The organism is Pseudoduganella sp. jia 12, assembly GCF_055502675.1.
In genome coordinates this window covers 22,833-46,245 of the sequence record NZ_JBUXKP010000010.1, presented here as the reverse complement: position 1 = coordinate 46,245, position 23,413 = coordinate 22,833, and the positions used below count along the sequence as shown (strand labels likewise).

Genomic DNA, 23,413 nt, shown 5'->3' with positions numbered 1-23,413 from the left:
ACGCGGGCGGAGAAGGCCTGCAGGATCATGGGGCCGGTTGGCCTGACCGGCGCGGATAGACAAATCGGTACTGGCCGGCACCCAGCTCCACCGTCACATCGCTGCCGGCCTGGCGCGCGCCGGTGGGCCGGCGGCCATCGAGCAGCACGGTTTCCAGCACCGCGCCGGGCAGCACCACGGTCGACCGCGTATTTGGCGGAATCGCCACCGTCAGGCGCATCGCGCCGTCCACGGTTTCCCAGCGCGAAGCCAGCCGGCCGTACATCGTTTCCACGGCGGCATCCACCCAGGTGAGTCCGCCGCCGGGCCGTGGCCGGATGATGCTGCGCCGGTAGCCCGGTCCCGACGGGTCGGTATCGATGCCGGCGGCCACCGCATACATCCACTCGACCACAGCGCCGTAGGCATAGTGATTGAACGAATTCATCGCCGCATCCTGGAAAGTGCCATCCGGCCTGATGCCGTCCCAGCGCTCCCAGATGGTCGTCGCGCCCATCTTCACCGGGTATAGCCACGATGGGTACGACGCCTGCGTGAGCAGCCGCCAGGCGGTATCGAGCTGGCCGTGCTCGCTCAGCGCGAACAGCAGCGCCGGGGTGCCCAGGAAGCCGGTGGTCAGGTGGCCCTTGCGCTCGGCCACCGCGCCGGCGAGCCGCCGGGCCGCTTCCATGCGGCGTTTCGCCGGCAGCAGATCGAAGCGCAGCGCCAGCGCGTAGGCCGTCTGCGTGTTTTCGCCCACCCTGCCGGCCGCGGCCACGAATTCGCGGTTGAAGGCGGCTTTTGCCTTGCCGGCCAGCGCCGCGTAGCGGCGCGCATCGTCTTCTTTTCCAAGCACGGCGGCGGCGCGTGCCAGCAAGCCAGCGGAATGGGCGAAGTAGGCGGTGGCGACAAGATCCTTGCCGGTCGTCGCGCCCGGATAATCGCGCGCTTCCGACGATGGTGCCTGGTACGCGAGCCAGTCGCCGAACTGGAAGCCGGTGTTCCACACGCCGTCCGGCGCCCGCCACGCCACGTGGTCGACCCATGCCTGCATGCTGGTGTAATGCCGCGCCAGGATCGACCGGTCGCCATATGCCTGGTAAACGGTCCACGGCACCACGGTCACCGCGTCGCTCCAGCCGGCCGCGCCGTCGATGCCGGTCTTCCTGCGCGAGATGATGTCCGGGATCACGAACGGGATGCTGCCGTCGCCTTTCTGGTCGGCGGACAGGTCGTCCATCCATTTCGACAGGAACGCGGCGCTGTCGAAGTTGTAGGTCGCCGTGCGGGCGAACACCTGCACGTCGCCCGTCCAGCCCAGTCGCTCGTTGCGCTGCGGGCAGTCGGTGGGCACGTCGATGAAATTGCCGCGCTGGCCCCATTCCGTATTGCGCACGAGCTGATTGAGCAGCGGATGCGAGCTTTCCCAGCGGTTCGGCGTGCCCAGGTCGCTGTGCAGCACCACGGCCGTCAGGGCGTCGAGGCCCGGCTCGCCCGGGAAACCTTCCACGGCAACATAGCGGAATCCCTGGAACGTGAAGCGCGGTTCCCACGTTTCGCGCGCACCGCCTTTCAATATGTAGCGATGCGTTTGCGCCGCCGTGCGCAGGTTCGCGGTGTAGAAATTGCCGTCCTTGTCGAGCACTTCGGCATGGCGCAGCTTGATCGTCGTGCCGGCCGGGCCCTGCACGGCAAGCCGCACCCAGCCCGCCATGTTCTGGCCAAAGTCGAACACGGTCTCGCCTTTCGGCGTGCGCAGGATGCGTTGCGGGCGCAGTTCCATGATGCGGCGCACGCCGGGCGCCGCCTGCCCCACCAGCGCCTCTTTCGGGTGGGCCAGCAGCGACACGGCACGCCAGCCGCCGGCGTCGAAGCGCGGCGCCGCCCAGCCGGGCTGCTCGAGGCGGGCATCGTACGTCTCCCCCTGCAGCAGGTCGGAAGCCAGCACGGCCCCGGTCGATGCGCGCCAGCGGTCATCGGTCACGATGCGCGCGGCCGTGCCGTCGGCATACGTCACGCGCAGCTCGGCCAGCAGCGCGCGCCGCGTGCCATAGTGGTCGCGCCCATTGAAGCCGATGCCGCCGCGGTACCAGCCGTCGCCCAGCATCGCGCCGATGGCGTTGTCGCCCGGCTTCAGGTGGCCGGTAACGTCATAGCTCTGGTATTGCAGCCGCTTGTCGTAGCTGGTCCACCCGGGGCGCAGCACCTGGTCGGTAACCTGCCGGCCGTTGACCTGCGCCTCGTAGACGCCAAGGCTCGTGACGTACAGGCGTGCCCGCGCCACGGGGCGATCGAGGCGGAACTCGCGCCGCAGCAGCACCGCGGGACCGGGCGCGCTGCTTGCCGCCGCCGGGTCGACCGTGATCCATTGCGCCCGCCACTCGGCGGGCGTCATCAGTCCCGCCTCGACATGGGCGGGCGCGCTCCACGGCGACACGACGCCGGCGCCATTCCACGCCCGCACGCGCCAGTACACGCGCTGGCCCGGCGCCAGCGCCGGCCCGCCATAAGGCACGTGCACGGAGTCGGCGGATGCCACGCGCCCGCTGTCCCACAGCAGGTTCCTGCCCGCAGCGAGCTGCGCGGCGGTCCCTGCCGCCTGCACCTGCCAGCCCCGCTGCACGGCATCGCGTTCGGTGAAACCGAGTTTCCACGCCAGCCTTGGCCGGGGCACGTCGATCCCGACCGGATCGCTCATGTACTCGGCCGTCAGCGCGAACGGCGCGGCGGCGCCGGCGGCGCCCGCGAAAGCAAACGCCAGCACGCCGGCCAGCAGAAAACGGAACAGGCGCATCATTCCAGCCGCGCCTGTGCCCACGCCGCCATCACGGGCACTGCCTGCCTGCCCTGTTCCTGAACCACCAGTTCGAGCGAGCGCACGCCGGCCACCGGCACCTCCAGGTCCACCGGTGCGGACGCCGCCCGTTCGGCCAGCACCTTGCCGTCGCCCAGCACCTTGAACGTGGCCGCAGCGCTGCCGTCGATCGGCCCGACGGTGGCGCGGAACGTGCCGAATCGCGCGTCCAGCGCCACCTGCAGGCGCGACTTGCCCAGCACGCCCAGGCCATCGTCGTGACGGCGGCCCGCCAGTACCAGCGGCTCGCCGGACGGCGCCGCGTTCACCTGCGCCGGCACCCAGGCCGGATCGACCTTTCGCCCCGCCCTGCCGTCATCGAGCACGCGGACCCGCCCCGTCATTTCCGTCAGGTGCACGGCCGCCAGCGGCGTGCCGGTCACGCGCAGCAGCACCGTTTCGCGCGGGGCGAGCCGCCGCGTGATCGTGGTGCCATCGAACGTTTCGGTGCGCGCCTGCCACACGTCGCGCACCGAAACGCCGCGCTGCAGGCGCAGCTGCGGCACCGGTACCGATACGGTGACCGGCGTGGCGCCGCGGTTGACCAGCGCCACAGCCTTCGCGCCGCGCTCGTAAAGGCTCTTGACGATCACCTGGGCATCGCCTTCCCGGCTGACGGTGACACCCTGGTTGCCGGCCGGGTCCTGATCGATGGCGATCGCTTCCCGGTTGCCGGCGATGGCGACCAGGCTGTCCGGCGAGCGCGTCAGGTCATACCCCAGCAGCAGTGGCGCGCCGAGGATCGCCCACAGCGACATGTGCGCCCTGGCCTCCACGAGGTTGGTGCCACTGAATTCGCCATTGCCGATCTGGAGCATGTCCGGATCGTTCCAGCGGCCCGGTCCCGCGTACAGCGCGCGCCGTTCCGCCGTGTCGAAACTGGCCAGCATCGACTTCCAGCTGGCATGGATGTCCGGACTCGTGCGCCACAACTGGCCGTACTTGCCGGCCCAGTCGTTGGCGCCGGCCTCGCCCCACGTGCAGATCGACAGCACGTAGTCCTTGCCGGGGCGTACCGCCGCGACTTCCGCGGCGAGGCTGGCATACAGCGACTCCACCTTCGCCGCATCGCCGAGCCCGGGCCGGTGCCGCACGATATGCGGCCCGAGCGCACGATACGTGCCGTCGCGCACGAACTTGCGGTCCGGCGCGTAGTCGGCCATGCCGCACGCATCCACCTTCAGGTAGTCGAAGCCCCATTCGCCGAAGATCAGCGCCATGTCCTGCCTCTGGAAATCCATCGAGCCCACTTCGCGCTCGGCCTGCGTGCCGACCGGCAGGTTCGGGCTCTTCGGATCCCACGCCTGCGAACAGATGTTGCGGCCGATGTCCGTGTACAGGCCCGCCTTCAGGCCCATGCCGTGCAACCGGTCGACGAACGGTTTCAGGCTCGTCATGCCATCCGGCGTGGCCGCGCTGGGGAACATGGCCGTACGCACGACGATGCGGCCATCGGCGCGCCGCTTCAGCCACCAGCCGTCGTCGACGTTTACGTAGCGGTAGCCCGCCTCGGCCAGCCCGGACGATTTCAGCTTTTCCGCCACGGCCAGGATCTTCGCCTCGGTGACTTCGGTGCGAAAGGCGTTCCACGGGTTCCAGCCCATCGGCGGCGTGGCGGCGCCACCGGCCGCATGGACCGGCATGGCGGCGAACGCCCCGCCCAGCATCGCCATCATCGTTTTCATCGCCATCATCGCTTTCATGCGCATCGGCTGCTTCCTCTTTTACAGGCCACGATAAACCAGGCCCACCGTGACGCGGCGACCGGCATAGGCATAATTCTGCAGATATGGCGTGCCGTCCGAATAGCCGGTCGAGGCGATGCTGCGGGTTTCCGTCTGGTTCGACAGGTTACGGCCTTCGACGAACACTTCCAGTTGCGGGCGCAGCTTGTACGAGATGCGCGCGTCGATGAAGCGCGTCGCATCTCGGATGTTGGCCGTGCCCGGGTTCCATGGCAGCGACGTGGACGAGTTGACGTTGAACGCCGGATAGGAATTCAGGCCCGTGCCGGTAGCGCCGCAAGGCGCGGTGCAACCGTAATACGCGGCGACCGCCTGCACGGCCACGCGGGCGGCCAGCTTGCCGTCGTCATACCACAGCGCCAGGTTGTACGAGTATTTCGGCTCGCCCGACTGCGGTTGCACCTGGCCCGTCAGCGGGTCGATCATCGCCTGGTCCATCGTCGACTTCTGGCGCGTGTAGTTCGCGTCCAGGCCCGTGTAGCGCAGGTAGGACGGCAGGAACGTGAATGCGCTGCGGGTGCCGAACTCCCAGCCGGTGCGGGTCGTCGGCAGGCCGTTCGTGTAGGTCGTGTAATCGAACACGATGTCCGACAGCGGCTGGCCCGTTACCGGGTTGACTTCCGAGGAACCGGCGAACAGCGGCACGTCGAACACGCCGGTGGTCTTGCTGGCGCCGATGCGGCCTTCCTGGCGATAACCGGCCAGGCTGAACATCGTGTCGGCATTCGGGTACCACTCCAGCGACAGGTTCTGGTTGAAGTTGCTCTGGCCCTGCAACGCCGGATTGCCGACCGTGTTGCAGCGCAGGCTGCCGTCGTCCCCTGCCACGTCGTCGGCATTGCGCTCGTCGTAGGTGCAGGTGCCGGAGGCCAGCAGCCGCGACACGGGCGGCAGCGCCGCCGACTTGGCCGCGCTGTAGCGCGCCACCAGCTGGTTCGGCACCAGCCACAGGCCCAGGTTATAGCTGGGCAGGAAGATGTGGTTCGTGGAATCGATGGCCGTGTTCTGCGTGACGGCATTGGTGACGATGCCGGCCGCCGCGTCCGGATTGAGCGGATCGAACTGCGGCGTCCTGGTGATGACACGGAAAGTCATGCTGCCGGTGCCCTGCACCTTCCGGTGCACGTAACGGTAGCCGAAGTTGCCGTCGACTTCCCAGCCGAACGGCAATGCGCGGTTGGTGAACGGGATCGTGTCGAAGCCGAAGTCGGTCATCAGATAGAACGCCTTCGTATCCTCGCGCACCTTGGAGATCGGCTGCTGGTACACCTGGCCGTCGCTGCCGGTGCACGCCTTCGTGCAGTCGTAGTTATAGTTCGGCATCCTGAGGAGGTCGATCACCCGCAGCACGTCGAGCTGGTTCCAGTTGTCGAGCGTGTTGCCGGGCCGGCCCGAGGCGCCGTTGAACAGCTTCGTGGCGGTGGCCGGGTCCGTCATCGCGGCGCCCAGCAGGTTCTGGAAGTCCTGCATCGGCAGCACCCACGTGCCGGACAGCGACGGTGCCGTGCCCGGCGTGTAGCCGTACTTGCACGCGTTGGCCGTGCCGGCCGAACCCGGGGTATCCGTGCAGCCGCGGATCACGCCGCGCACTTCGGTGCTCGGCACCGTGACCGCCGGGCTGTAGTTCGGCTGGCCGGCGGTGCCCTGCGCGGTGCGCACCGTGTAGCCGCCGCCGCCCCAGCTGTCGTTACCGCTGCGACGCAGGTTGAAGCCGGATTTCAGGTATTTGAAGACGGGGATCCTGTCCGACAGCGCATACGAGAGGTCGAGCTTGGCGGTCTGCTCGTCGGTCTCGATGACGCGCGGGCTTTGCCACAGCAGGTTGCGGTCGCTGGTCACGTTCGGCATGGCCGGATTCGTGTTGGGCAGCGTCTGGTTGTAATTGGCCGGATTGCCGTTGTCCGGGATGCCGTTGGCGAAATCGTAGCCCCACGTGCCGTTCGGCCCCACCGACGCGGTGGCCGGGCCGGCATTGTTGAAGCTGACCGACCAGCGCGCGTTGGCGCGGCGGAAGTCCGATTGGGAGGCCCCCACCAGCAGTTCGACCGTCAGCGCATCGCGCTTGAACGTACCGCCGAACTGCAGGTACTTCGTGTTCACTTCCATCAGGTTGCGGATCTGGTCGGTGCCGGCGCCGCCGTTGTCCATCGAGAAGCTCGTCAGGTGGTGGGTCGAATCGACCACCGCCGTCGCCGGATTGAAGTTGACGGCCGCGCCGCGAACGACGCCGGTACCGGTGGCGCCGAGGCCATAGGTATGCGGCGACGTGTAGTTGCCCATGCCGGGGACGGCCGTGCGGAGGCCGTTCGCATCCACGTAGCTGTTCGTGCCGTTGACGGACACCTGGCCCAGGCTGTACGTCATGAAGTTGTCGTCCACCGTGCGGCGGCTGAACGATCCTTTCGCATACACGGTCAGGTGCTCGTTCACCTTGAAATCGGTGCGCAGGTCGAGGCCCTTGCGCTCGTCGATCTGGCGCTTGACGAAGTAGCGCAGCAGTTGCGGGCTGTAGTCGTTCCACTGGTTCAGGCAGGTGAGCAGCTCGTTGCCGCGGTGGTCGATCGCCCGGTTGATATCGCCGGCCGACAGGCCGGCCAGCGCGCCGGACGTCTTCGTGAACTGCGGGAACGCGTCGAAGCACGCCTGCTTCGACTGCGCCGCGGCGGCCCGCTGCAGCAGGTCCTGCGGCGTGGCGCCGGCGAACACGACGCGGCCGCTGGCGTCCCTGATCTCGGTGGTCGGCTGCACGGACAAGGGGTTCGACATATCCAGCGAACCGGGCTGGAACGAGAATGTCTTTTCCGGCGAATTGTCGATGTCCGCGTAGCGGCCGTAGCCGTTCTGGCCATTGCCCGACGTCTGCATCTGGTGCGCCTCGTTGTCCAGCTTCTGGTAGTTCGCGTTCACCACCACGCCCAGCCGGCCGTCGCCGAACTGGCGCGCGCCCGTGAAGGACACGTCGGGCGTCCACTTCTCGTTCAGGCTGTGCTGGGTGCCCGAGGCGCGCACGGAAACAAATGGCTTCTTGAAATCGAGGCCGGTGCGGGTCTGGATGCGGATGCCGCCGCCCAGCGAGCCTTCCACCATGTCCGCCGTCTGCCCCTTGATCACGTCCACGCTCTTGATCAGGTCGGCCGACAGCGAACGGAATTCCACGCCGCGCCCATCGCCGCCGCCGTTCAGGTCCGAACCGCCGGCCGACTGCACCGACATGCCGTCGAGCTCCACGCGGGTCAGGCTCGAGCCGTTGCCGCGCACGGAAAGGCTGACGCCTTCGCCATATTCGCCGCGGTCGATCGCCACGCCGGCCATCCGCGAAATCGCTTCGCCGATGTTCCGGTCCGGCAGCGATCCCACGTCTTCGGCGACGATCGAGTCCATCGCGGTGGACGCGTTCTTCTTGCGGTCGATCGACGACTGCTGCGAACGGCGTGTGGAAACGACCACCTTCTGCACTTCGCCGGTTTCGGCGCTCGTATCCGCCTGCGAGGAGGCGGCAGCCTGCGGGCCGGCCTGCTGTGCCAATCCCTGGCCGGCCATCAGCGAGGCCAGGGCAAGCGATACCGCTTGCGCGGCGATCCTGGGCTGGGGGAAGGCGCGTTTCGAATTCATTGTCGGTCTCCGGGTATGTTTGACGGCGGCAGCTTTCGCGCTGCCTTACCGACAATGACGTGGCGCCCGCAGAACTTCCGCCGTGCAGTGCGCAAACAATCACGCAATGTGATCGTTTGCGCGCCATGCGGCAAAAAAGTCACGGTACCGCTCAGTCCACGGTTGAGAAGCCCGCCCTAACCGTGTATACATGCAGGCACTATTGATATGCCGCAGCCATTTTCTTGGCAAGCTGCAACACGGTCGCAAGCACGATGGAAAAAGCGGACGGAGGAGACGCATGGATCGGAGCAAACAGCAACACGGTGCCGGCGGGAAACCGCGCGCCACTCGTCACATTGGCGGGAGGGTCGCATGATCGCGCCCCTGGATCCCGCCATCGTCGCCTGGGTCAGTGCCCACGTGATTCCATACGAAGCGCAATTGCGGGCGCGGCTGCGGCGGCTGTGCAACAGCGATGCGGAGGTGGACGACCTGGTGCAGGACGTGTACTTCCGTATCCTGAAGATGGAATCGGTGCAGCACGTGCTGGAGCCGAAGGCGTTCCTGATGCAGGTGGCCAAGAACATCCTGGTCGACAGGTTTCGCCGCGAAGCCATCGTCCACATCGAAGCCGTGGCCAGCCTGGAAACGCTGGACGTGGCCGATCCGGGCCCCTCGCCGGAACGGGTGGCGCTGGCCCGGGCGGAATTGAAGTGGGTGCTGGGCCTGGTGGCCAACCTGCCGGAACGCTGTCGCCGCGTGTTCAGCGCACGCAAGATCGACGGCCTGTCGCAGCAGGAAACGGCACAGCGCCTGGACATCTCGGAAAACGTGGTGGAAAAGGAAATGATGCGAGGACTGAAAATGGTGGCGGCCATGGTGGCCCGCGTCGGCGTCGACAGCGGCCAGGCCGTTGTGCCCCCCGCGGCGCGCGCGCCCCGAAAGCGCAATGTCTAGCATCGACGACGCCGCGCTGGAATGGGTGGCCCGCGAATCGGCGGGCCAGCTGGACGATGCCGCGCAAGCCGCCTTCGAAGCCTGGTTCCTGGCCAACCCCAGGCACCAGGGCGCCTACCTGCGCGCGCGGGCGATCGCGCATTCCGTGGACGGCATCACGGTACAGGCCAGCCTGAAGCCCAAGGCGGAGCCGCCTGGCGAGGCAGCCCCGGAAAGGCCGGCGAACGATATCGTGGAACCGCAGCGGCCCGCACGGGGCCGGCGCGCATTCGTGCTGGGCAGCGCGCTGGCGGCCGGCGTCGCCGCGGTGGCGGTCACGCCGCTGGTCTCCGGCCTGTTCGGCCGCGCCACGTATGAAACGGCGCGCGGGGAATTCCGCAAGGTGCAGCTGGCCGACCGCTCGACGATCAGCATCAACAGCGGCAGCCACGTGGAAGTGCACCTCACGGAGGCGCAGCGCCGCATCGCGCTCGGCCAGGGCGAAGCCTGGTTCGAGGTGGCCAAGGACAAGGCCCGTCCTTTCCTGGTGGAAGCGGGCGACGTGCGCGTGCGCGCCGTGGGCACCGCGTTCTCGGTGCGGCGCCACGCCCATGGCGCGGAAGTGCTGGTGACGGAAGGCGTCGTCGACGTGTGGACCAACGGCAGTGCGGTGCCGCGCCGCCGCCTTGCCGCCGGCCAGCTCGCGCTGGTTCCCGGCGACGGCAGCGCAACCCGCGTGAGCGCCGATGCCGGCGAAGTGGTGCGGCGGCTGGCCTGGCGCGAGGGCAAGCTGGTCTTCGAGAACGCGCCGCTGGGCGATGCCGTGGCCGAGTTCAACCGCTACAACGCGCGGCAGATCGTGGTGGCCGACCCGGCGCTGCGCCGCAAGCCGCTGGTGGGACACTACCGGATCGACCAGCCCGAAGAATTCGCCAACGACGTGCATGCGCTGCTGAACGTGCCCGTGGCCATCCGCGCCGACGGCATCCGGATCGGCGCAGCACGCTGAGCCGCGTGATGTCCCGCGGCCCGCTGTTCGCGGCGATTGCGCTTTGTGCGCCTTTTGCGCTGATTGCGCCGCCCGGCGCGGCGGCAACCCTGCCCCTGGAGCTACCGGCCGGCCCCGCCGCGGTGACGATGCCGCAATTCGCCCGCCAGGCCAACCTGCGCCTGCTGGCCAGCGGCGACGATCTGGCGGGTGTGCGCACCAATGCCGTGCACGGCAACTTCACGTCGCGGCAGGCGCTCGACCGGCTGCTCGCCGGCACGGGCCTGGCGGCCACGCTGAACGCGAACGGTGCGGTGCTGGTCCGGCGCATGCCGGCACCGCCATCCTCTCCTCCCCCGCCCCCGGCCTCCCCTTCTCTGCCGCCGGCACCCGAAGCGCCGCCGCCGCGGATAAAGATCGTCGGCACCCGCGCGTCCGAACGCGGCTCGATCTTCGACAAGAAGAATGCCGCCACGGCCGTGGACGTGATCAAGGCCGACGAAGTGGGCGCCTTCCCGGACCGCAACGTGGCCGAAGCCATCTCGCGCGTGGCCGGCGTGACGCTGGACCGTGGCGACTATGGCGAGGGCACCACGATCAACGTGCGGGCCAATATCGCAGAGCTGGTGCGGGTGGAAATCGACGGCCTCGGCGTGCAGGCGGCCGGCGGCACGGACCTGAACAACGGCGGATCCGGCCGCGGCGTCGATTTGCGCGAATTGTCGACGGACCTGATCAAGAGCATCGAGGTGGTGAAGGGCTCCACCGTCGACATGACGGAGGGCTCGCTGGGCGGCGGCGTGCTGATCCGCACCCGCTCCGGCCTGGACTTCGACAAGCGCTACGTGGCGCTGCGCGCCGCCGCCCAGCGCAATTCGATCAACGGGCGCACGACGCCGAACCTGAACCTCATCTTCGCCGACCGCTTCCTGGACAAGCGCCTGGGCGTAGTGGTGAACCTCACCAGCACGGCGGCCCACAACGAAAACCATACGGCGCTGTATTCGGCGTACAACCTGGGCATCGCGCGCCAGCTCGATGTCGACGGCTCGCCCGACAAGACGTTCACGTTCAATCCTTCGACCGTCAACCTGGCCGATCCGGCGGCCACGGCGCCGCTGGCGCGCTGGGTGCGCAGCGGCGGCGGCACCTTCGATGCATTGAGTCCGCTGGAAATCGTGCGGCGCTCGGCCGCGGCGCGCACGAAGGCAGACTGCAACGCCGCCTTTCCGCAGTACACGGCGGAGGAACTGGCGCCGATCGCCAGCCGGGCCAACCGTGCCACCGCGCAGAGCCAGCGCGCCAACGAGCTGCTTACGTGCCTGAACCAGTGGAACGACTACACGCCGCAGCAGGTGCGCTACCTGGTGCGGCGCGAGTACGACGAGCGGCTGTACGGCGACGTGCGCCTGGATTTCAAGGTGAACGACAACCTGGCGCTGTATGCGAAGTTCAACCGGAACACGCGCCGGATCGACGACGAGCAGTCCTTCTTCTCGCTGGGGAACGTGAACGTCAATCCGGCCGGCCGCTACGCCGACAGTGGCACGGCGCCGGCCATCGCGCGCACGCCGGCACCGGGCGCGAACACGTTCTGGTATCCCTCGCCCGTCAACCTCGGCGCCAGCACCACCGCCTGGCGCGGCATGACGGACGGTTCGGTGGCCAACGTGGTGCACGGGTCGGCCGTCGTCGATGCGAACCACCACCTGCTGCGCTACACGCTCGCCGACGCCAGCGTCAACGTGGACCAGATCTACGACCGCATCGAGAGCTCGTCGCAATATGCGCAGTTCGGCGGCACGTGGCGTTCCGGGCCGCTGCGCGCCGAATTCCTGTACGGCCACGCCACCTCCGATGCCTGGCGCATGCAGTGGCGCACGAACCTCGGCTATACGTACGGGGAGGCGACGCTGTCCGTGGCGCCGAACGGCATGTGGACGCACACCCTGCCGGCGGGTATGCAGTACGACCAGGCAAACCCGGCGAACTATGGCGGCCTGTCGGTGCCGGCGGACGCCGCCGCGCCGCGCACCTCCGCGGCCACGCAGCTGACGATGGCCAATCCCCGCATCATGGAACGCCGCGAGGATACGGCGCGGCTGGACATGTCGTACGTGTCGGCGGGGCGTATTCCCTTCTTCGGCCGGTTCAAGTTCGGCCTGCAGCACCGCGATTACCGCACGGTGAACTGGTCCGGGGCCGGCTATACCGTGCAGGCGGCCACGGCGACGTCGCCCGCGGTGGTGGTGCCGTGGGCGCAGGTACGCAGCAGCTTCCAGGCGTGCGAGGACACGCCGGGATCGCTGGCGCCGGGCGGCCGGCCGTGCCGGTACGGGACCAGCTACGGCAGCGATCCGGCCTTCGCCTTCTCGAGCACGATCGTCATGCCCCAGGCGCAGTACCGCGATATCGTGGCCCAGGCATTGAACCGCAACGACATCCGCTACTTCCACAGCGCGCGCGGCATCCCGGACGGCATGGTGCGCGGCTGGACGGAGATCGACGTGCGCAAGGTGATCGCGCTGGCCGGCGTGGAGCACTTCAACCTCGATTGCGTGAAAACCTGCCGGGGCACCGACGGCAATGTGTACGAGCAGCCGCGCACCGCCGTCGGCGAACGGACACTTGCCGGCTACCTGAGCGGCGACTTCCAGGTGGACCGCGTGCCATTCACGGCGATGGCGCTGCCGTTCGGCGCCAAGGTCGATGGCAACTTCGGCTGGCGCGTCGTGCGCACCGACGTGGCCGGCACCGGCCTGATGACGCTGCAGTCGGTGACGAAGACCGATGCCTACGATGCCGCCGTTCCAGGCGCGGCGAATGGCATCGTGCAGCGCGCGACGGCGCGCAACACCACGCTGCGCAGTGCCACCACCGACGTGATGCCGGTGCTGAACGTGGCCTGGTGGTCGGCCGGGAACACGCTGGCGCTGCGCTACCACCGCGCGAAGGCGATCGCCCGGCCGCCGGTGCAATACCTGTACAGCAATAACGTGACCTGCACCCACGACGAGCGCCGGCTCGCCGGCGAGCTCGCGTCCGATGGCATGCAGGACATGTCGTGCGACGGCACGCTGGGTAACCCGGGGCTGCGCGCCATGAGCAGCCGCAACCAGAACCTGTCGCTCGAGTGGTATCCGAACCGCGACACGATGGTATCGCTGGCCGGCTTTCGCCAGCGCGGCCTGACCGGCGCGCCGCTGCGCGTGGCGGTCTATGCCGGCCAGCCGTTCGGGGATTCCGGCGCCACCGACCCGGTCACCGGCGCCGACCTGACAACCCTGCGCTACGCCTACGCGACCTATGTCAACGGCCCGTCGACGGCACGCAACGGCATCGAGTTGAGCGGCAAGACCGCGTTCACGGGGCTGCCCTCGTTCCTGCGCCATACAGGGCTGGACGCCAACTACACGCGGATGCGCTCGAAGGTGCTGGGCGAACCGATCCGCGATCTGCTGACCGGCACGGCGCTCGGTCCCCAGCGCGAACTGCGCTACACCTGGAACGCATCGCTGTGGTACGACGATGGGCGCCTGCAGGCGCGCGTGGCCATCCAGAGCGCGGCGGGATCGTTCCGCGAATTGCCGGCCGCCGCCAATGCCTACCCGGCCGTGGGGATCGAGAGCGCACCGGTATTGCCGTTCAATCCGGCGTCGCCCACCTTCAACAGCGCCACGCGCTTCATCGACGCGCGCCTCGGCTGGCGGCTGTCGCGCCATATCGAACTGTTCGTGGAAGGCCGCAATATCGGGCGCGCGGGCGAATCGACATCGCACGGTGGCTACGCGGCCTATGCGGACGGAAGGCCGAACCTCGTCGATTATTCGTTTTCGGGGGCGCAGTACATGTTCGGGATCGTGATCCGGAACTGAGCCGAACGCTTTCGGGTCTTCAGGCTTCGAGCGCGCCGAGCAGCATCGGCAGCGCCGCCGGTTTCGTCAGGTGCAGGTTGAAGCCCGAGGCGGCGGTGCGTGCCCGCGCATCGGCATCGCCCCAGGCGGTGAGCGCGATGATGCGCAACGTGGCGCAGTCCGGTCGCTCGCGCAGGGCCTGGGCGACTTCATAGCCATCCATGCCCGGCATGCCGATGTCGAGCAGTATCACGTCCGGCGTCAGTGCCGCCACGCTCTGCAGGGCGGCAAGGCCGCTGAAGACGACCGTGACCTCGTACCCGAAGAGGCGCACGAGCTCGGCCAGCAACTCCGCCGCATCGCAGTTATCGTCGACTATCAGTATGCGCCGGCAGGCGCTGTCACTTGTTCTCGTGCCCATGCTTTCCATTCCATGCAAATGCCGTCCCTGGCACACGTTACCTCTTATCCACAGGAAACTTGTAGGACGGCATCCCGGAGTAATGTCGGATTCGAGGCTGATAAAAGATTTGTGGTGAAAAATATCATTTTCCTTATCGCATTATTAAGACAGGATGTTTGCGCAACCATATTTATGTTAGATCACCAAAAGTTGCGCTTGGCAAGAGGATGTTTCGTGACGCTGACTGAACAACAACGCCTTGCAAGTCGCCATTGCCGAGGCTGCCGAGTTGGTCTACATTCGGTCCTGGACAGATGAAAACGGTTTCAAACGCGACCGTTTCCTGCCCGCCGCGCCGGCCTGCTCCACCAGAGGGCAGCAGCGCAGGCCATATAAAAAACACAGGAGACAAAAAGTGAGACACCTTCAAAAAACGGCAATCGCCGTGGCCGCCGCTCAACTCGCGTTCTGGTCGCACGGAGCAGTCCTTGCCCAGGAAGTTAGCGCTACCGAAAATCAGCCCGCCGCCAGTAACAGCGCCGTTGTCGTCGTCAGCGGCCAGCGCGCCGCGCTGCAGTCCGCGCAAAAGCTCAAGCAGGATGCGGACGAGGTCGTGGATTCGATCGTGGCCGAGGACATCGGCAAGCTGCCCGACCGTTCCGTGACCGAAGTGCTGAGCCGCGTCGTGGGCGTCACCATGGACCGCAGCATGAGTAACGACCCGCAGCACTATGCCGTCGAAGGCTCCGGCATCGCCATCCGCGGTCTGACCTATGTGCGTTCCGAACTGAACGGCCGCGAGTCGTTCTCCGCGAACGGCGGCCGCTCGCTGAGCTTCACCGACGTGCCGCCCGAACTGATGGCCGGCGTGGACGTGTACAAGAACCCGTCCGCCGAGCAGACCGAGGGCGGCGTGTCCGGCCTCGTCAACCTGCGCACCGCCCTGCCTTTCGACTTCAAGGGGTTCAAGGGCTCGCTGTCCGGGTCGTACACCTATTCGGACCTGCGCAAGGGCAAGGCCCAGCCGACCGGCTCGCTGCTGCTGTCGGACCGCTGGAATACCCGCTTCGGCGAGTTCGGCGCCCTGATCGACCTGGCCTCGTCGATCAGCCACACGCGCACGGACGAGCTGTTCATCGAAGCCTATTACCCGCTGACGAACGTGGAACCGGGCCGCACCGTGTGGGTGCCGCGCGGCGCGCAGTGGCGCTCGATGAACTGGGAACGCGACCGCAAGGGCCAGTACGCGGCATTCCAGTGGCGCCCGAACCGCGACATCACGGCGGCGCTGACCTATTTCCAGTCGAAATACAAGGAAGGCTGGTCCGAACAGGCGCTGCTGTCGCAGGAAACGGGCGACCGGCCCTACGGCATCCAGGTGGCGAACGGGGTATACGACAACAACGGCGCCCTGCTCTCCGGCGTGATCTCCAACCCCGCCAATGGCGGCATCAACCTGAACTCGGACCGCCGCGTGTCCGACCGCAAGTCGGCGACGCGCGACCTGGCGCTGAACCTCAAGTGGCGCATCGCGCCGGCATGGAGCGCGACGACCGATTTCCAGGTGGTACGCGCGAGCACCGAGGCACTGGATTCCGACGTGGCGACCGGCATCCAGATGCAGAAGGAAACGCTGGACCTGACCGGCGGCCTGCCGAAGATCACGTTCGATGCCGACGACATCAAGTACCTGTCGGACCCGAAGAATTACTACTGGGCGTACACCATGGAGCACAAGGACCGCTCCAAGGCCGAGAGCAAGGCGTGGAAGACGGATATCAAGTACGACTTCGACCACCCGGTGCTGCGCGACCTGCGCTTCGGCGCGCGCCTGCAGAACCGCAGCTCGCGCAACCAGAACACCAATCCGAGCTACAACTGGCAGGCGATCAGCCAGCCGTGGATGCTGGGCTGGCAGGTCGATCGCCTGGCCACGCTGGACGATCCGAAGTTCGCCGGCGGCGCCACGCTGCGCAGCTTCAACAACTTCTTCGGCGGCGACGTGCAGGTGCCGGCGATCATGTTCCCGGACGACGCCGTCGCCCGCGGCTACCCGGACAGCTACGCCAAGCTGCACACCTACCACGACATACTGTGCGCGGAGAAGGGCACCACCTGCACGCCATGGCCGGCGGCGACCTTCGACAACGATCCGGCCGGCACCAACTTCCAGGAAGAAAAGACGCGGGCGTTCTATACGCAGCTGCGCTTCGGCTGGGACAACCTGAAGTACCCGGTCGACGGCAATATCGGCGTGCGCTACGTGAAAACGAAGTCCACCGCGGCCGGCTACACGACGTACAACCCGACGATTCCGACGTTCGAGGATGCCGCCGCCGTCCTGGACCGCCTGAAAATCGCCAACATCACGCCGTTCGCCACCCGCCGCGATTACGAGAACGACTATCACAACTGGCTGCCCAGCCTGAACCTGCGGCTCAAGTACAGCGACCAGCTGCAGTTCCGCGCCGCGATCGCCCGCTCGATGTCGCGCCCGGACTTCTCGCAGATGAAGGCGTACACGCCGCTGTCGCAGACGATCACCACCGTCACGGACACGGCGAACAATATCGTGACGGTCACCAACACGTCGCTGACCGGTACGGCCGAAGGCAATCCGAACCTGCGCCCCACCACCGGTACGTCGGTTGACGTGACGGCCGAGTGGTACTTCGCGCCGGCAGGCTCGGTGACGCTCGCGCTCTTCAACAAGGACCTGAAGAACGTCATCGTCAACCAGATGTACAACTACGAAGTGCAGGACGTCAATGGCAAGACCCAGAGTTTCGCGGTGACCGGCCCGGTGAACGGCGCGCACGGCTACGCACGCGGTTTCGAGCTCGCGTACCAGCAGTACTACGACTGGCTGCCGGGCTACCTGAAGGGCCTGGGCGTGCAGGCCAGCTTCACGTACGTGGACAGCAGCCGCAAGCTGGACAACCCGGTCTTCGCGGAATACTGCTCGGGCAATGCCGACGCGAACAACCTGAACCTGTACATCAACGGCTGCGACACGGATGGCCGCACGTTCGGCAACATGCCGCTGCAGGGCCTGTCGAAGAAGACCATCAACTTCGCGCTGATGTATGAACGCGGCCCGGTGTCGGCGCGGGTGGCCTACAACTGGCGCTCGCGCTACCTGGCCGGCGTGAACCAGTGGGGCACGCGCGACACGAACGGCACGGACGGCAACCCGGCCAGCCCGACTTACGGCCAGCACAACGTGGCCTGGGGCCTGCCGCTGTGGCAGGAAAACTACGGCCAGGTCGACGCCTCGGTGTTCTACAACGTGACGGAGAAATTCCGCATCGGCCTGGAGGCGCAGAACCTGAACGATGCCACGTCGAAGCAGACCATGGAGCAGCATGCCGGCACGTTCGGGCATGCGTGGTTCGTCACGGGCCCACGGTATACGATCCAGGCGAACTATACGTTCTGATGCCGCTTCGATAACGCACTTTTTCACCCCAACGGCTGATGCTGGGGTCAGACCCGACGGGTCTGACCCCGGCTTTTTGCTTTCGGGGTGCAATGGCAAGCAGACGCGCGGACAACCGGACGACTTTTTACTATCATGTGCCCCGGCTAAACCTATCAACAAGGAACACCATGCAACTACGAAAACTCGCCAGCTTCACCGTCCCTGAAATCGGCCTCGGCTGCTGGCAGCTGGGCGGCGGCTGGCGCGACGACTGGGACGACGCCATTGCCCAGCAAACCCTGCAAACGGCCTACGATGCCGGCGTGCGCTTCATCGACACGGCCGACGTCTATGGCGACGGCGCCAGCGAACGCTCGATCGGCAAATTCCTGTCCACGCACCGCGATCCCTCGCTGGTGGTGGCCACGAAACTGGGCCGCGCCGGCATTTACCCCGACGGTTATACCCGCGAATCGCTGCGCGACGCCACGCTGCGCTCGATCGAGCGGCTCGGCGTGGAAGCGCTGGACCTGACGCAGCTGCACTGCGTGCCCACCGACGTGCTGCGCCAGGGCCACGTGTTCGACTGGCTGCGCGAACTGCAGCAGGAAGGCCTGATCGGCCGCTGGGGCGCCAGCGTGGAATCGGTGGAGGAAGGGCTGATCTGCCTGGAACAGCGGGACCTGGCATCGCTGCAGGTGATCTTCAACATCTTCCGCCAGAAGCCGGCCGAGGAGCTGCTGCCGCGCGCACAGGCGCAAGGCGTGGGCATCATCGTGCGCCTGCCGCTGGCCAGCGGCCTGCTGGGCGGGAAGATCACGCGCGAAACCGTGTTCCGCCAGGACGACCACCGCCACTTCAACCGCGACGGCCAGCATTTCAACGTGGGTGAAACCTTCGCCGGCCTGGAACTGGAACGCGGCATCGCCGCCGTCGAGCAGGTGGCCGCGCTCGTGCCGCCGGGGCTCACGATGGCGCAGGTGGCGCTGCGCTGGATCCTCGACCACGAAGCCGTGTCCGTCGTGATCCCCGGCGCCAGCTCGCCCGCGCAGGTCACCGGCAACGTGGCCGCCGCCGGCGTCGACCCGCTGCCCGCCGCGCTGCACGGCGCGCTGGCCGACGTGTACGCGCGGCACGTGCGGGACCATATCCGCGGCCCTTACTGAGTCCGGCCCTGCCCGATGGCGTGCAGGTGGCGCGCAGTTGCCGCGCAGTTGCCGATCCTGGGCGCTGTCGTCCCGGCCAGCCGCCTTACCGCGCCATCGCGTGCAGCACCGCCAGGCTCATCGCCGTGGCGGCTGTCTTGATCGACGGTTCCGGCACGGGTGCGTAGAACGGCGAATGGTTGAACGCGAGCGGCTTGCCGCCAGGCCGCTGCGACTCGGCCACGTCCTTCGCATCGTAGATGCCGGTGAAGAAAAACATCGATGGCACGCCCTGGTTGACGAACAGCGAGAAATCCTCGCTGGCCGTCATCGCCGGCATGCGCTGCGCGTTCGCGTCGCCGAAGGCGTCCTTGAACACGGCTTCCATCCCGCGCACCAGTTCCGTACTGTTGACGATGGCCTGCCCGCCGGCAGTCAATTTGACGTCCGGCGCCGGCGCGCCGGCCATTGCCGCCGAGGCATTGGCCACGCGCCGCACGCCGTCCAGCAGCTTGTCGCGCACCTCGGGGCTGTACGAACGGATCGTGCCGCGCACCTGCACGCTGTCGGGAATGATGTTGCCGACCGTGCCCCCGTTGATCGCGCCGATCGTCACCACGCCGAACTCCTTCGGATCCTTCTCGCGGCTGATCACGGTCTGCACGTCCACCACGAAGCGTGCCGCGATGGTGACCGGATCCAGCGCCTTGTCCGGCGCCGAACCGTGGCCGCCGCGACCCTTGAACTCGATGTCGATCGCGTCCGAATTGGAGGACACGGGGCCATCGTTGAAACCGACGGTGCCGTGCGCGAGCGGCCACGAATGCAGCGCGAATGCCACATCCGGCTTCGGGAAGCGTGTAAACAGGCCGTCGTCCAGCATCGCCTTCGCGCCGGACACCGTTTCCTCCGCTGGCTGGCCGACGAACACCAGGGTGCCCTTCCACCGGGCCTTCAGCTCGACCAGCGTGCGCGCGGCGCCCAGCCAGCTGGCCATGTGCACGTCATGGCCACAGCTGTGGGTCACGAAGGTTTCCCGGCCGCCGCTCTGCGCGCGCGCCCTGCTGGCATAAGGCAGGCCGGTTTTCTCTTCCATCGGCAGGCCGTCGAGGTCCGTGCGCACCAGCACCGTGGGGCCGGCGCCGTTGCGCAGCACCGCGACGATACCCGTCCTGCCAACCTTCTCGGTGACCTCGAAGCCCAGCTTGCGCATCTCGGCCGCGAGCTTCCCGGCCGTGCGCACTTCCTGGAACGCGAGTTCGGGGTGGGCGTGCAAGTCCTTGTAGACAGTGTCCAGCCAGGGATACATCGCATCGACGCGGGCACGGACGTCGCCTTTCAGCGGCGCCACCGACTGGGCATGGACGGGCTGGGACAGGAACAGCGGAGACAGCGAAGCAAGGGCGATGCGGACGAGCATGGATTTCAATGTGGGCTCCTGGTCGGATGGCGACAGCGCCAGTGCCGCAATATACCTCACGGCCCGCCCACGCCGCTGACGCGCCGATCGGGGCCGCTTATGGGATAATGCGGCTTTACCCGATACGCCTTGCCATGGAACGCTCAACCCGCCAGCGCACCGCGATTCGCGCGGCAATCGAAGCCGCCGCGCGCCCGCTCAGCCCCCACGAAATCCTCGATGCCGTGCGTGTAACCGTTCCCGAGATCGGCATCGCGACGATTTACCGCAACCTGAAGCTGCTGCTGGGCGAAGGCGAACTCGAGGCCGTCACGCTGCCGGGCGAAAACCCGCGCTATGAAACGTCGCACGCGGCACACCACCACCATCACCATTTCCACTGCGTGGCGTGCGACCGCGTGTTCGAAGTGGAGGGCTGCCCGGGCAGGATGGACGACCTGGCGCCTGCCGGCTTCGTCATCGACCGCCACGAGCTGACCCTGTACGGCGAATGCGCCGAATGCGCCGCCAAGGGCAAGGGCAAGGCGGCGCCGGTGGCCGCCACCTCGGCGGCCAGCTCCTCTGTCACTTCGGCGGCCAAGCGCCCGCCCCGCCCCCACAAGCACTGACCGGCCGGTTCTTCCGCAGGCGCGGTCGACCTGATTTTATCGGCAAGATTGTGCCCGAGCCTGTGTCCCGCTGCCTGCGTGTCCCGGTGCCAGGCACGAGAACACGCGAAACTGCGCCTGAGCCCGTGTTGCCGGACTGTAGTCCGGCTGCCAGGCACGAGGACACGCGCAACTGCGCCTGAGCTTGTGTTGCCGGACTGTAGTCCGGCTGCCAGGCACGAGGACACGAGCTCAGGCATGATCAGAACGTCACGCGCAAGCCCGCGGTGAGGTTACGGCCCGGCAGCGGTGCCGCGTGCTTGATGAACGACGTGTGGCTGAACGCCAGCTCGTCGGTCACGTTGTTCAGCCGCGCATACAGCATCGCAGGCAGGCCCGCGATGCGCGTGTTGTAGTGTGTGCCGAGGTTCAGCATGTTGTAGCCCGCCGTGCGGTCCTCATACGGCGTGACCTTCTCCTGCGTGGCCACGCGGTAGGCTTCGACCATGCCATGCCAGCCGCGCCATTCGCCATCGAGCTTCGCGCCCAGGCGGCCGGCCGGGATGCGCGGGACGTTGCCGCCACCATCACGCACGCTGCTACTCAACCTTGCGCGCACGTAGTCGCCGAACAGCGTGGCCTGCAGGCCCGCCGGCAGTTCCTGCCGCAATTCCCCTTCGATGCCGGTGAACGTCGCATCGCGCTGCGCATACTCCACCAGCTGGAAGCCTTCGTGGTTGTCCAGCGTGCGCGCATAGATGTAGTTGTCGATGCGGTTGTGGAACGCGCTCACCGAGAACGTGGTCGGGCCGGCGAACTTGCGCAAGGTGACGTCGATGTTGTTCGACGTTTCCTTGTCCAGGTTCTCGTTGCCGATTTCCCACGTGCTGGTGGCCAGGTGGATGCCGTCCGCATACAGTTCCTCGGCGCCCGGCAGCCGATGGCTGCGCGAAATGGCCGCGCGCAGCGAGTACCGGGGAGCGAACTTCCATACCGCGCCAAGCGCCAGCGACGTGCCGCGTGCGCTGGTACCGCGTTCCGGCTGGGCAGCCACGTCGATGTCCTGCCACTCGTGGCGCAGGCCCGCTTCGAAGCGCCAGTCGTCCAGCCGGTATTCCTCGGTCACGAAGGCGGCATGCTTCTTCGTCAGGGTTGCCGGCACATAGGCTTCCTCGCCCAGCGCCGCGAAATCGCGCCGCGTGGTCTGCAGGCCGACGACGCCGCGCCAGCCCGCCACCGGCTTGTGCTCCAGTTCCAGCCGCGCGTCGTGCGCCTTGCTGGTGAAGGTGGTGGCCACTTCCGCACCTTCGATTTCATCGTGCCGGTAATCCGTGAACGATGCGCGCAGCCGCACTTTCGAGAAGCCGGCCAGCGGGTCGCGGTATTCGCCGCGCACGTCCCAGCGTTCGCTGTCCAGCTTCACGAACGGTACCGCGCCTTCCTCGTGCTCGTGGCCGTGGTCGTGGTCGTCGCCCTCTTCCTCGTCATGGCCATGGCCGCCGCAGTGCAGGTGATCGCCATGCGGATGGCAGCCTTCGAACTCGTGGCTGTGGCCGGGAATGCCGTATTCCGTGCGTTCCTTCGTGAACGCCGCGCCGAGATAGCCGCGCTCACCGATCCACGACAGGCCGACCGTGCCCGTTTCCGACTCCTTGTAGCTGCCATGGACGCGCCGGCCTTCCGGCCAGTCCTTGCCGACACGGTATTCGTCGGCATCGCGCTTGACGCCTTCGGCGTGGAAGACCACGCTGCCGGCAGCCGCTGTCATCTCGAACGCGCCCGCCTTTTCGCGCGCGGCCGAATTGGCGCGCACTTCGGCGCTGCCCTCGACGGCCTTCGACGGCAGGGCCGTCGGGATCTTCCGGTCGATGATGTTCACCACGCCGCCCACCGCGCCGCCACCGTAGGCCAGCGCCGACGGCCCGCGCAGTACCTCGATGCGCTCGGCCAGCAGCGGCTCGAACGCCACCGCGTGGTCCGGGCTGATCGTTGCCGCATCCTGCACTTCCGCGCCGTCGGCCAGGATCTTCACGCGCGGGCCATCCATGCCGCGGATCACCGGACGGCTCGCGCCCGCGCCGAAGTGGCTGGACGTGATGCCGGGCAGCCGGCCCAGCGTTTCGCCCAGCGTGGATTCGCGCACCCGTACCAGCTCGGCGCCGGACAGCGTGGTGGCCGGCGTGATCATGTCGTCGGCCACCACGCCGAGGGCGCTGGCCGAAACCAGCACGGTGGGAATGCTGTCCGGATCGCCGCCATGGCGCTCGGCCGTGGTCTGGGCCTGGGCGGTGAACGATGTACCGAATGCCAGCGCGAGAGCCAGCGCCAGCGGAGTGCGTTTGTCGTACATGGGAATGCATCCTTGTCATGGGTAGGAAATTCCCCTAATTATAATGAGAATTCATTATCGTTAGAAGATGCAATCGTCCATGATCGCGGGAATATCGAAAACCGGTACGACCGATGCCGGCACGGCCGGCATCGGCG

General features: G+C 67.3%; 12 protein-coding genes. 6 read left to right on the top strand and 6 right to left on the bottom strand.

Features of this window, described 5'->3' with window-relative positions:
* Positions 1-25: 25 nt before the first annotated feature.
* Genes ACY65G_RS21345 through ACY65G_RS21335 form a run of 3 tightly spaced genes read right to left on the bottom strand, consistent with a single transcriptional unit; the run spans position 26 to position 8,190 of the window.
* A complete protein-coding gene (locus ACY65G_RS21345) occupies positions 26-2,776 on the bottom strand; it encodes a family 78 glycoside hydrolase catalytic domain (protein ID WP_464999303.1) in 2,751 nt (916 codons plus the stop codon).
* Positions 2,773-4,542 carry an NPCBM/NEW2 domain-containing protein gene (locus ACY65G_RS21340; protein WP_464999302.1) on the bottom strand — a complete coding sequence of 590 codons (1,770 nt, stop codon included), beginning with the start codon at positions 4,540-4,542 and terminating at the stop codon, positions 2,773-2,775. Before ACY65G_RS21340 ends, ACY65G_RS21345 begins: the two co-directional genes overlap by 4 nt.
* Positions 4,543-4,557: 15 nt before the next feature.
* Positions 4,558-8,190, bottom strand: coding sequence for a TonB-dependent receptor (locus ACY65G_RS21335; protein WP_464999301.1), 3,633 nt, complete (start codon positions 8,188-8,190; stop codon positions 4,558-4,560).
* A gap of 354 nt (positions 8,191-8,544) precedes the next feature.
* Between ACY65G_RS21335 and ACY65G_RS21330 the strand changes: the two genes are divergently transcribed.
* Genes ACY65G_RS21330 through ACY65G_RS21320 form a run of 3 tightly spaced genes read left to right on the top strand, consistent with a single transcriptional unit; the run spans position 8,545 to position 13,971 of the window.
* Complete coding sequence (locus ACY65G_RS21330; RefSeq protein ID WP_464999300.1) at positions 8,545-9,129, top strand: RNA polymerase sigma factor; 585 nt, start codon at positions 8,545-8,547, stop codon at positions 9,127-9,129.
* On the top strand, positions 9,122-10,117 hold the full coding sequence (locus ACY65G_RS21325) for a FecR family protein (protein WP_464999299.1): 996 nt from the start codon (positions 9,122-9,124) through the stop codon (positions 10,115-10,117). The genes ACY65G_RS21330 and ACY65G_RS21325 overlap by 8 nt, the downstream gene beginning before the upstream one ends.
* A gap of 8 nt (positions 10,118-10,125) precedes the next feature.
* Entirely contained in the window at positions 10,126-13,971 is a 3,846-nt protein-coding gene (locus ACY65G_RS21320; protein ID WP_464999298.1) for a TonB-dependent receptor, read from the top strand.
* A 19-nt stretch (positions 13,972-13,990) separates the two neighbouring features.
* Here ACY65G_RS21320 and ACY65G_RS21315 read toward each other — a convergent pair whose 3' ends face one another.
* A complete protein-coding gene (locus ACY65G_RS21315; RefSeq protein WP_464999297.1) occupies positions 13,991-14,371 on the bottom strand; it encodes a response regulator in 381 nt (126 codons plus the stop codon).
* A gap of 397 nt (positions 14,372-14,768) precedes the next feature.
* Between ACY65G_RS21315 and ACY65G_RS21310 the strand changes: the two genes are divergently transcribed.
* Positions 14,769-17,792, top strand: a complete 3,024-nt coding sequence (locus ACY65G_RS21310; RefSeq protein ID WP_464999296.1) for a TonB-dependent receptor — start codon at positions 14,769-14,771, stop codon at positions 17,790-17,792.
* Positions 17,793-17,962: 170 nt separating this feature from the next.
* Complete coding sequence (locus ACY65G_RS21305) at positions 17,963-18,940, top strand: aldo/keto reductase (RefSeq protein ID WP_464999295.1); 978 nt, start codon at positions 17,963-17,965, stop codon at positions 18,938-18,940.
* A gap of 85 nt (positions 18,941-19,025) precedes the next feature.
* On the opposite strand, the gene ACY65G_RS21300 is transcribed toward ACY65G_RS21305, so the two are convergent.
* The gene (locus tag ACY65G_RS21300) at positions 19,026-20,339 is read right to left on the bottom strand and encodes an amidohydrolase (RefSeq protein ID WP_464999533.1); all 1,314 of its coding nucleotides are present in this window, start codon (positions 20,337-20,339) and stop codon (positions 19,026-19,028) included.
* A 134-nt stretch (positions 20,340-20,473) separates the two neighbouring features.
* Between ACY65G_RS21300 and ACY65G_RS21295 the strand changes: the two genes are divergently transcribed.
* Entirely contained in the window at positions 20,474-20,947 is a 474-nt protein-coding gene (locus ACY65G_RS21295; protein WP_464999294.1) for a transcriptional repressor, read from the top strand.
* A 241-nt stretch (positions 20,948-21,188) separates the two neighbouring features.
* Here the strand turns inward: ACY65G_RS21295 and ACY65G_RS21290 are convergent, their stop codons facing one another.
* Positions 21,189-23,276 carry a TonB-dependent receptor domain-containing protein gene (locus ACY65G_RS21290; protein ID WP_464999293.1) on the bottom strand — a complete coding sequence of 696 codons (2,088 nt, stop codon included), beginning with the start codon at positions 23,274-23,276 and terminating at the stop codon, positions 21,189-21,191.
* Positions 23,277-23,413: the final 137 nt, after the last annotated feature.

Coding starts and splice junctions, on each gene's coding strand:
- ACY65G_RS21315 (WP_464999297.1), bottom strand. CDS start 14,371: ATGGGCACGAGAACAAGTGACAGCGCCTGCCGGCGCATACTGATAGTC.
- ACY65G_RS21340 (WP_464999302.1), bottom strand. CDS start 4,542: ATGCGCATGAAAGCGATGATGGCGATGAAAACGATGATGGCGATGCTG.
- ACY65G_RS21330 (WP_464999300.1), top strand. CDS start 8,545: ATGATCGCGCCCCTGGATCCCGCCATCGTCGCCTGGGTCAGTGCCCAC.
- ACY65G_RS21295 (WP_464999294.1), top strand. CDS start 20,474: ATGGAACGCTCAACCCGCCAGCGCACCGCGATTCGCGCGGCAATCGAA.
- ACY65G_RS21325 (WP_464999299.1), top strand. CDS start 9,122: ATGTCTAGCATCGACGACGCCGCGCTGGAATGGGTGGCCCGCGAATCG.
- ACY65G_RS21345 (WP_464999303.1), bottom strand. CDS start 2,776: ATGATGCGCCTGTTCCGTTTTCTGCTGGCCGGCGTGCTGGCGTTTGCT.
- ACY65G_RS21335 (WP_464999301.1), bottom strand. CDS start 8,190: ATGAATTCGAAACGCGCCTTCCCCCAGCCCAGGATCGCCGCGCAAGCG.
- ACY65G_RS21320 (WP_464999298.1), top strand. CDS start 10,126: ATGTCCCGCGGCCCGCTGTTCGCGGCGATTGCGCTTTGTGCGCCTTTT.
- ACY65G_RS21305 (WP_464999295.1), top strand. CDS start 17,963: ATGCAACTACGAAAACTCGCCAGCTTCACCGTCCCTGAAATCGGCCTC.
- ACY65G_RS21300 (WP_464999533.1), bottom strand. CDS start 20,339: ATGCTCGTCCGCATCGCCCTTGCTTCGCTGTCTCCGCTGTTCCTGTCC.
- ACY65G_RS21290 (WP_464999293.1), bottom strand. CDS start 23,276: ATGTACGACAAACGCACTCCGCTGGCGCTGGCTCTCGCGCTGGCATTC.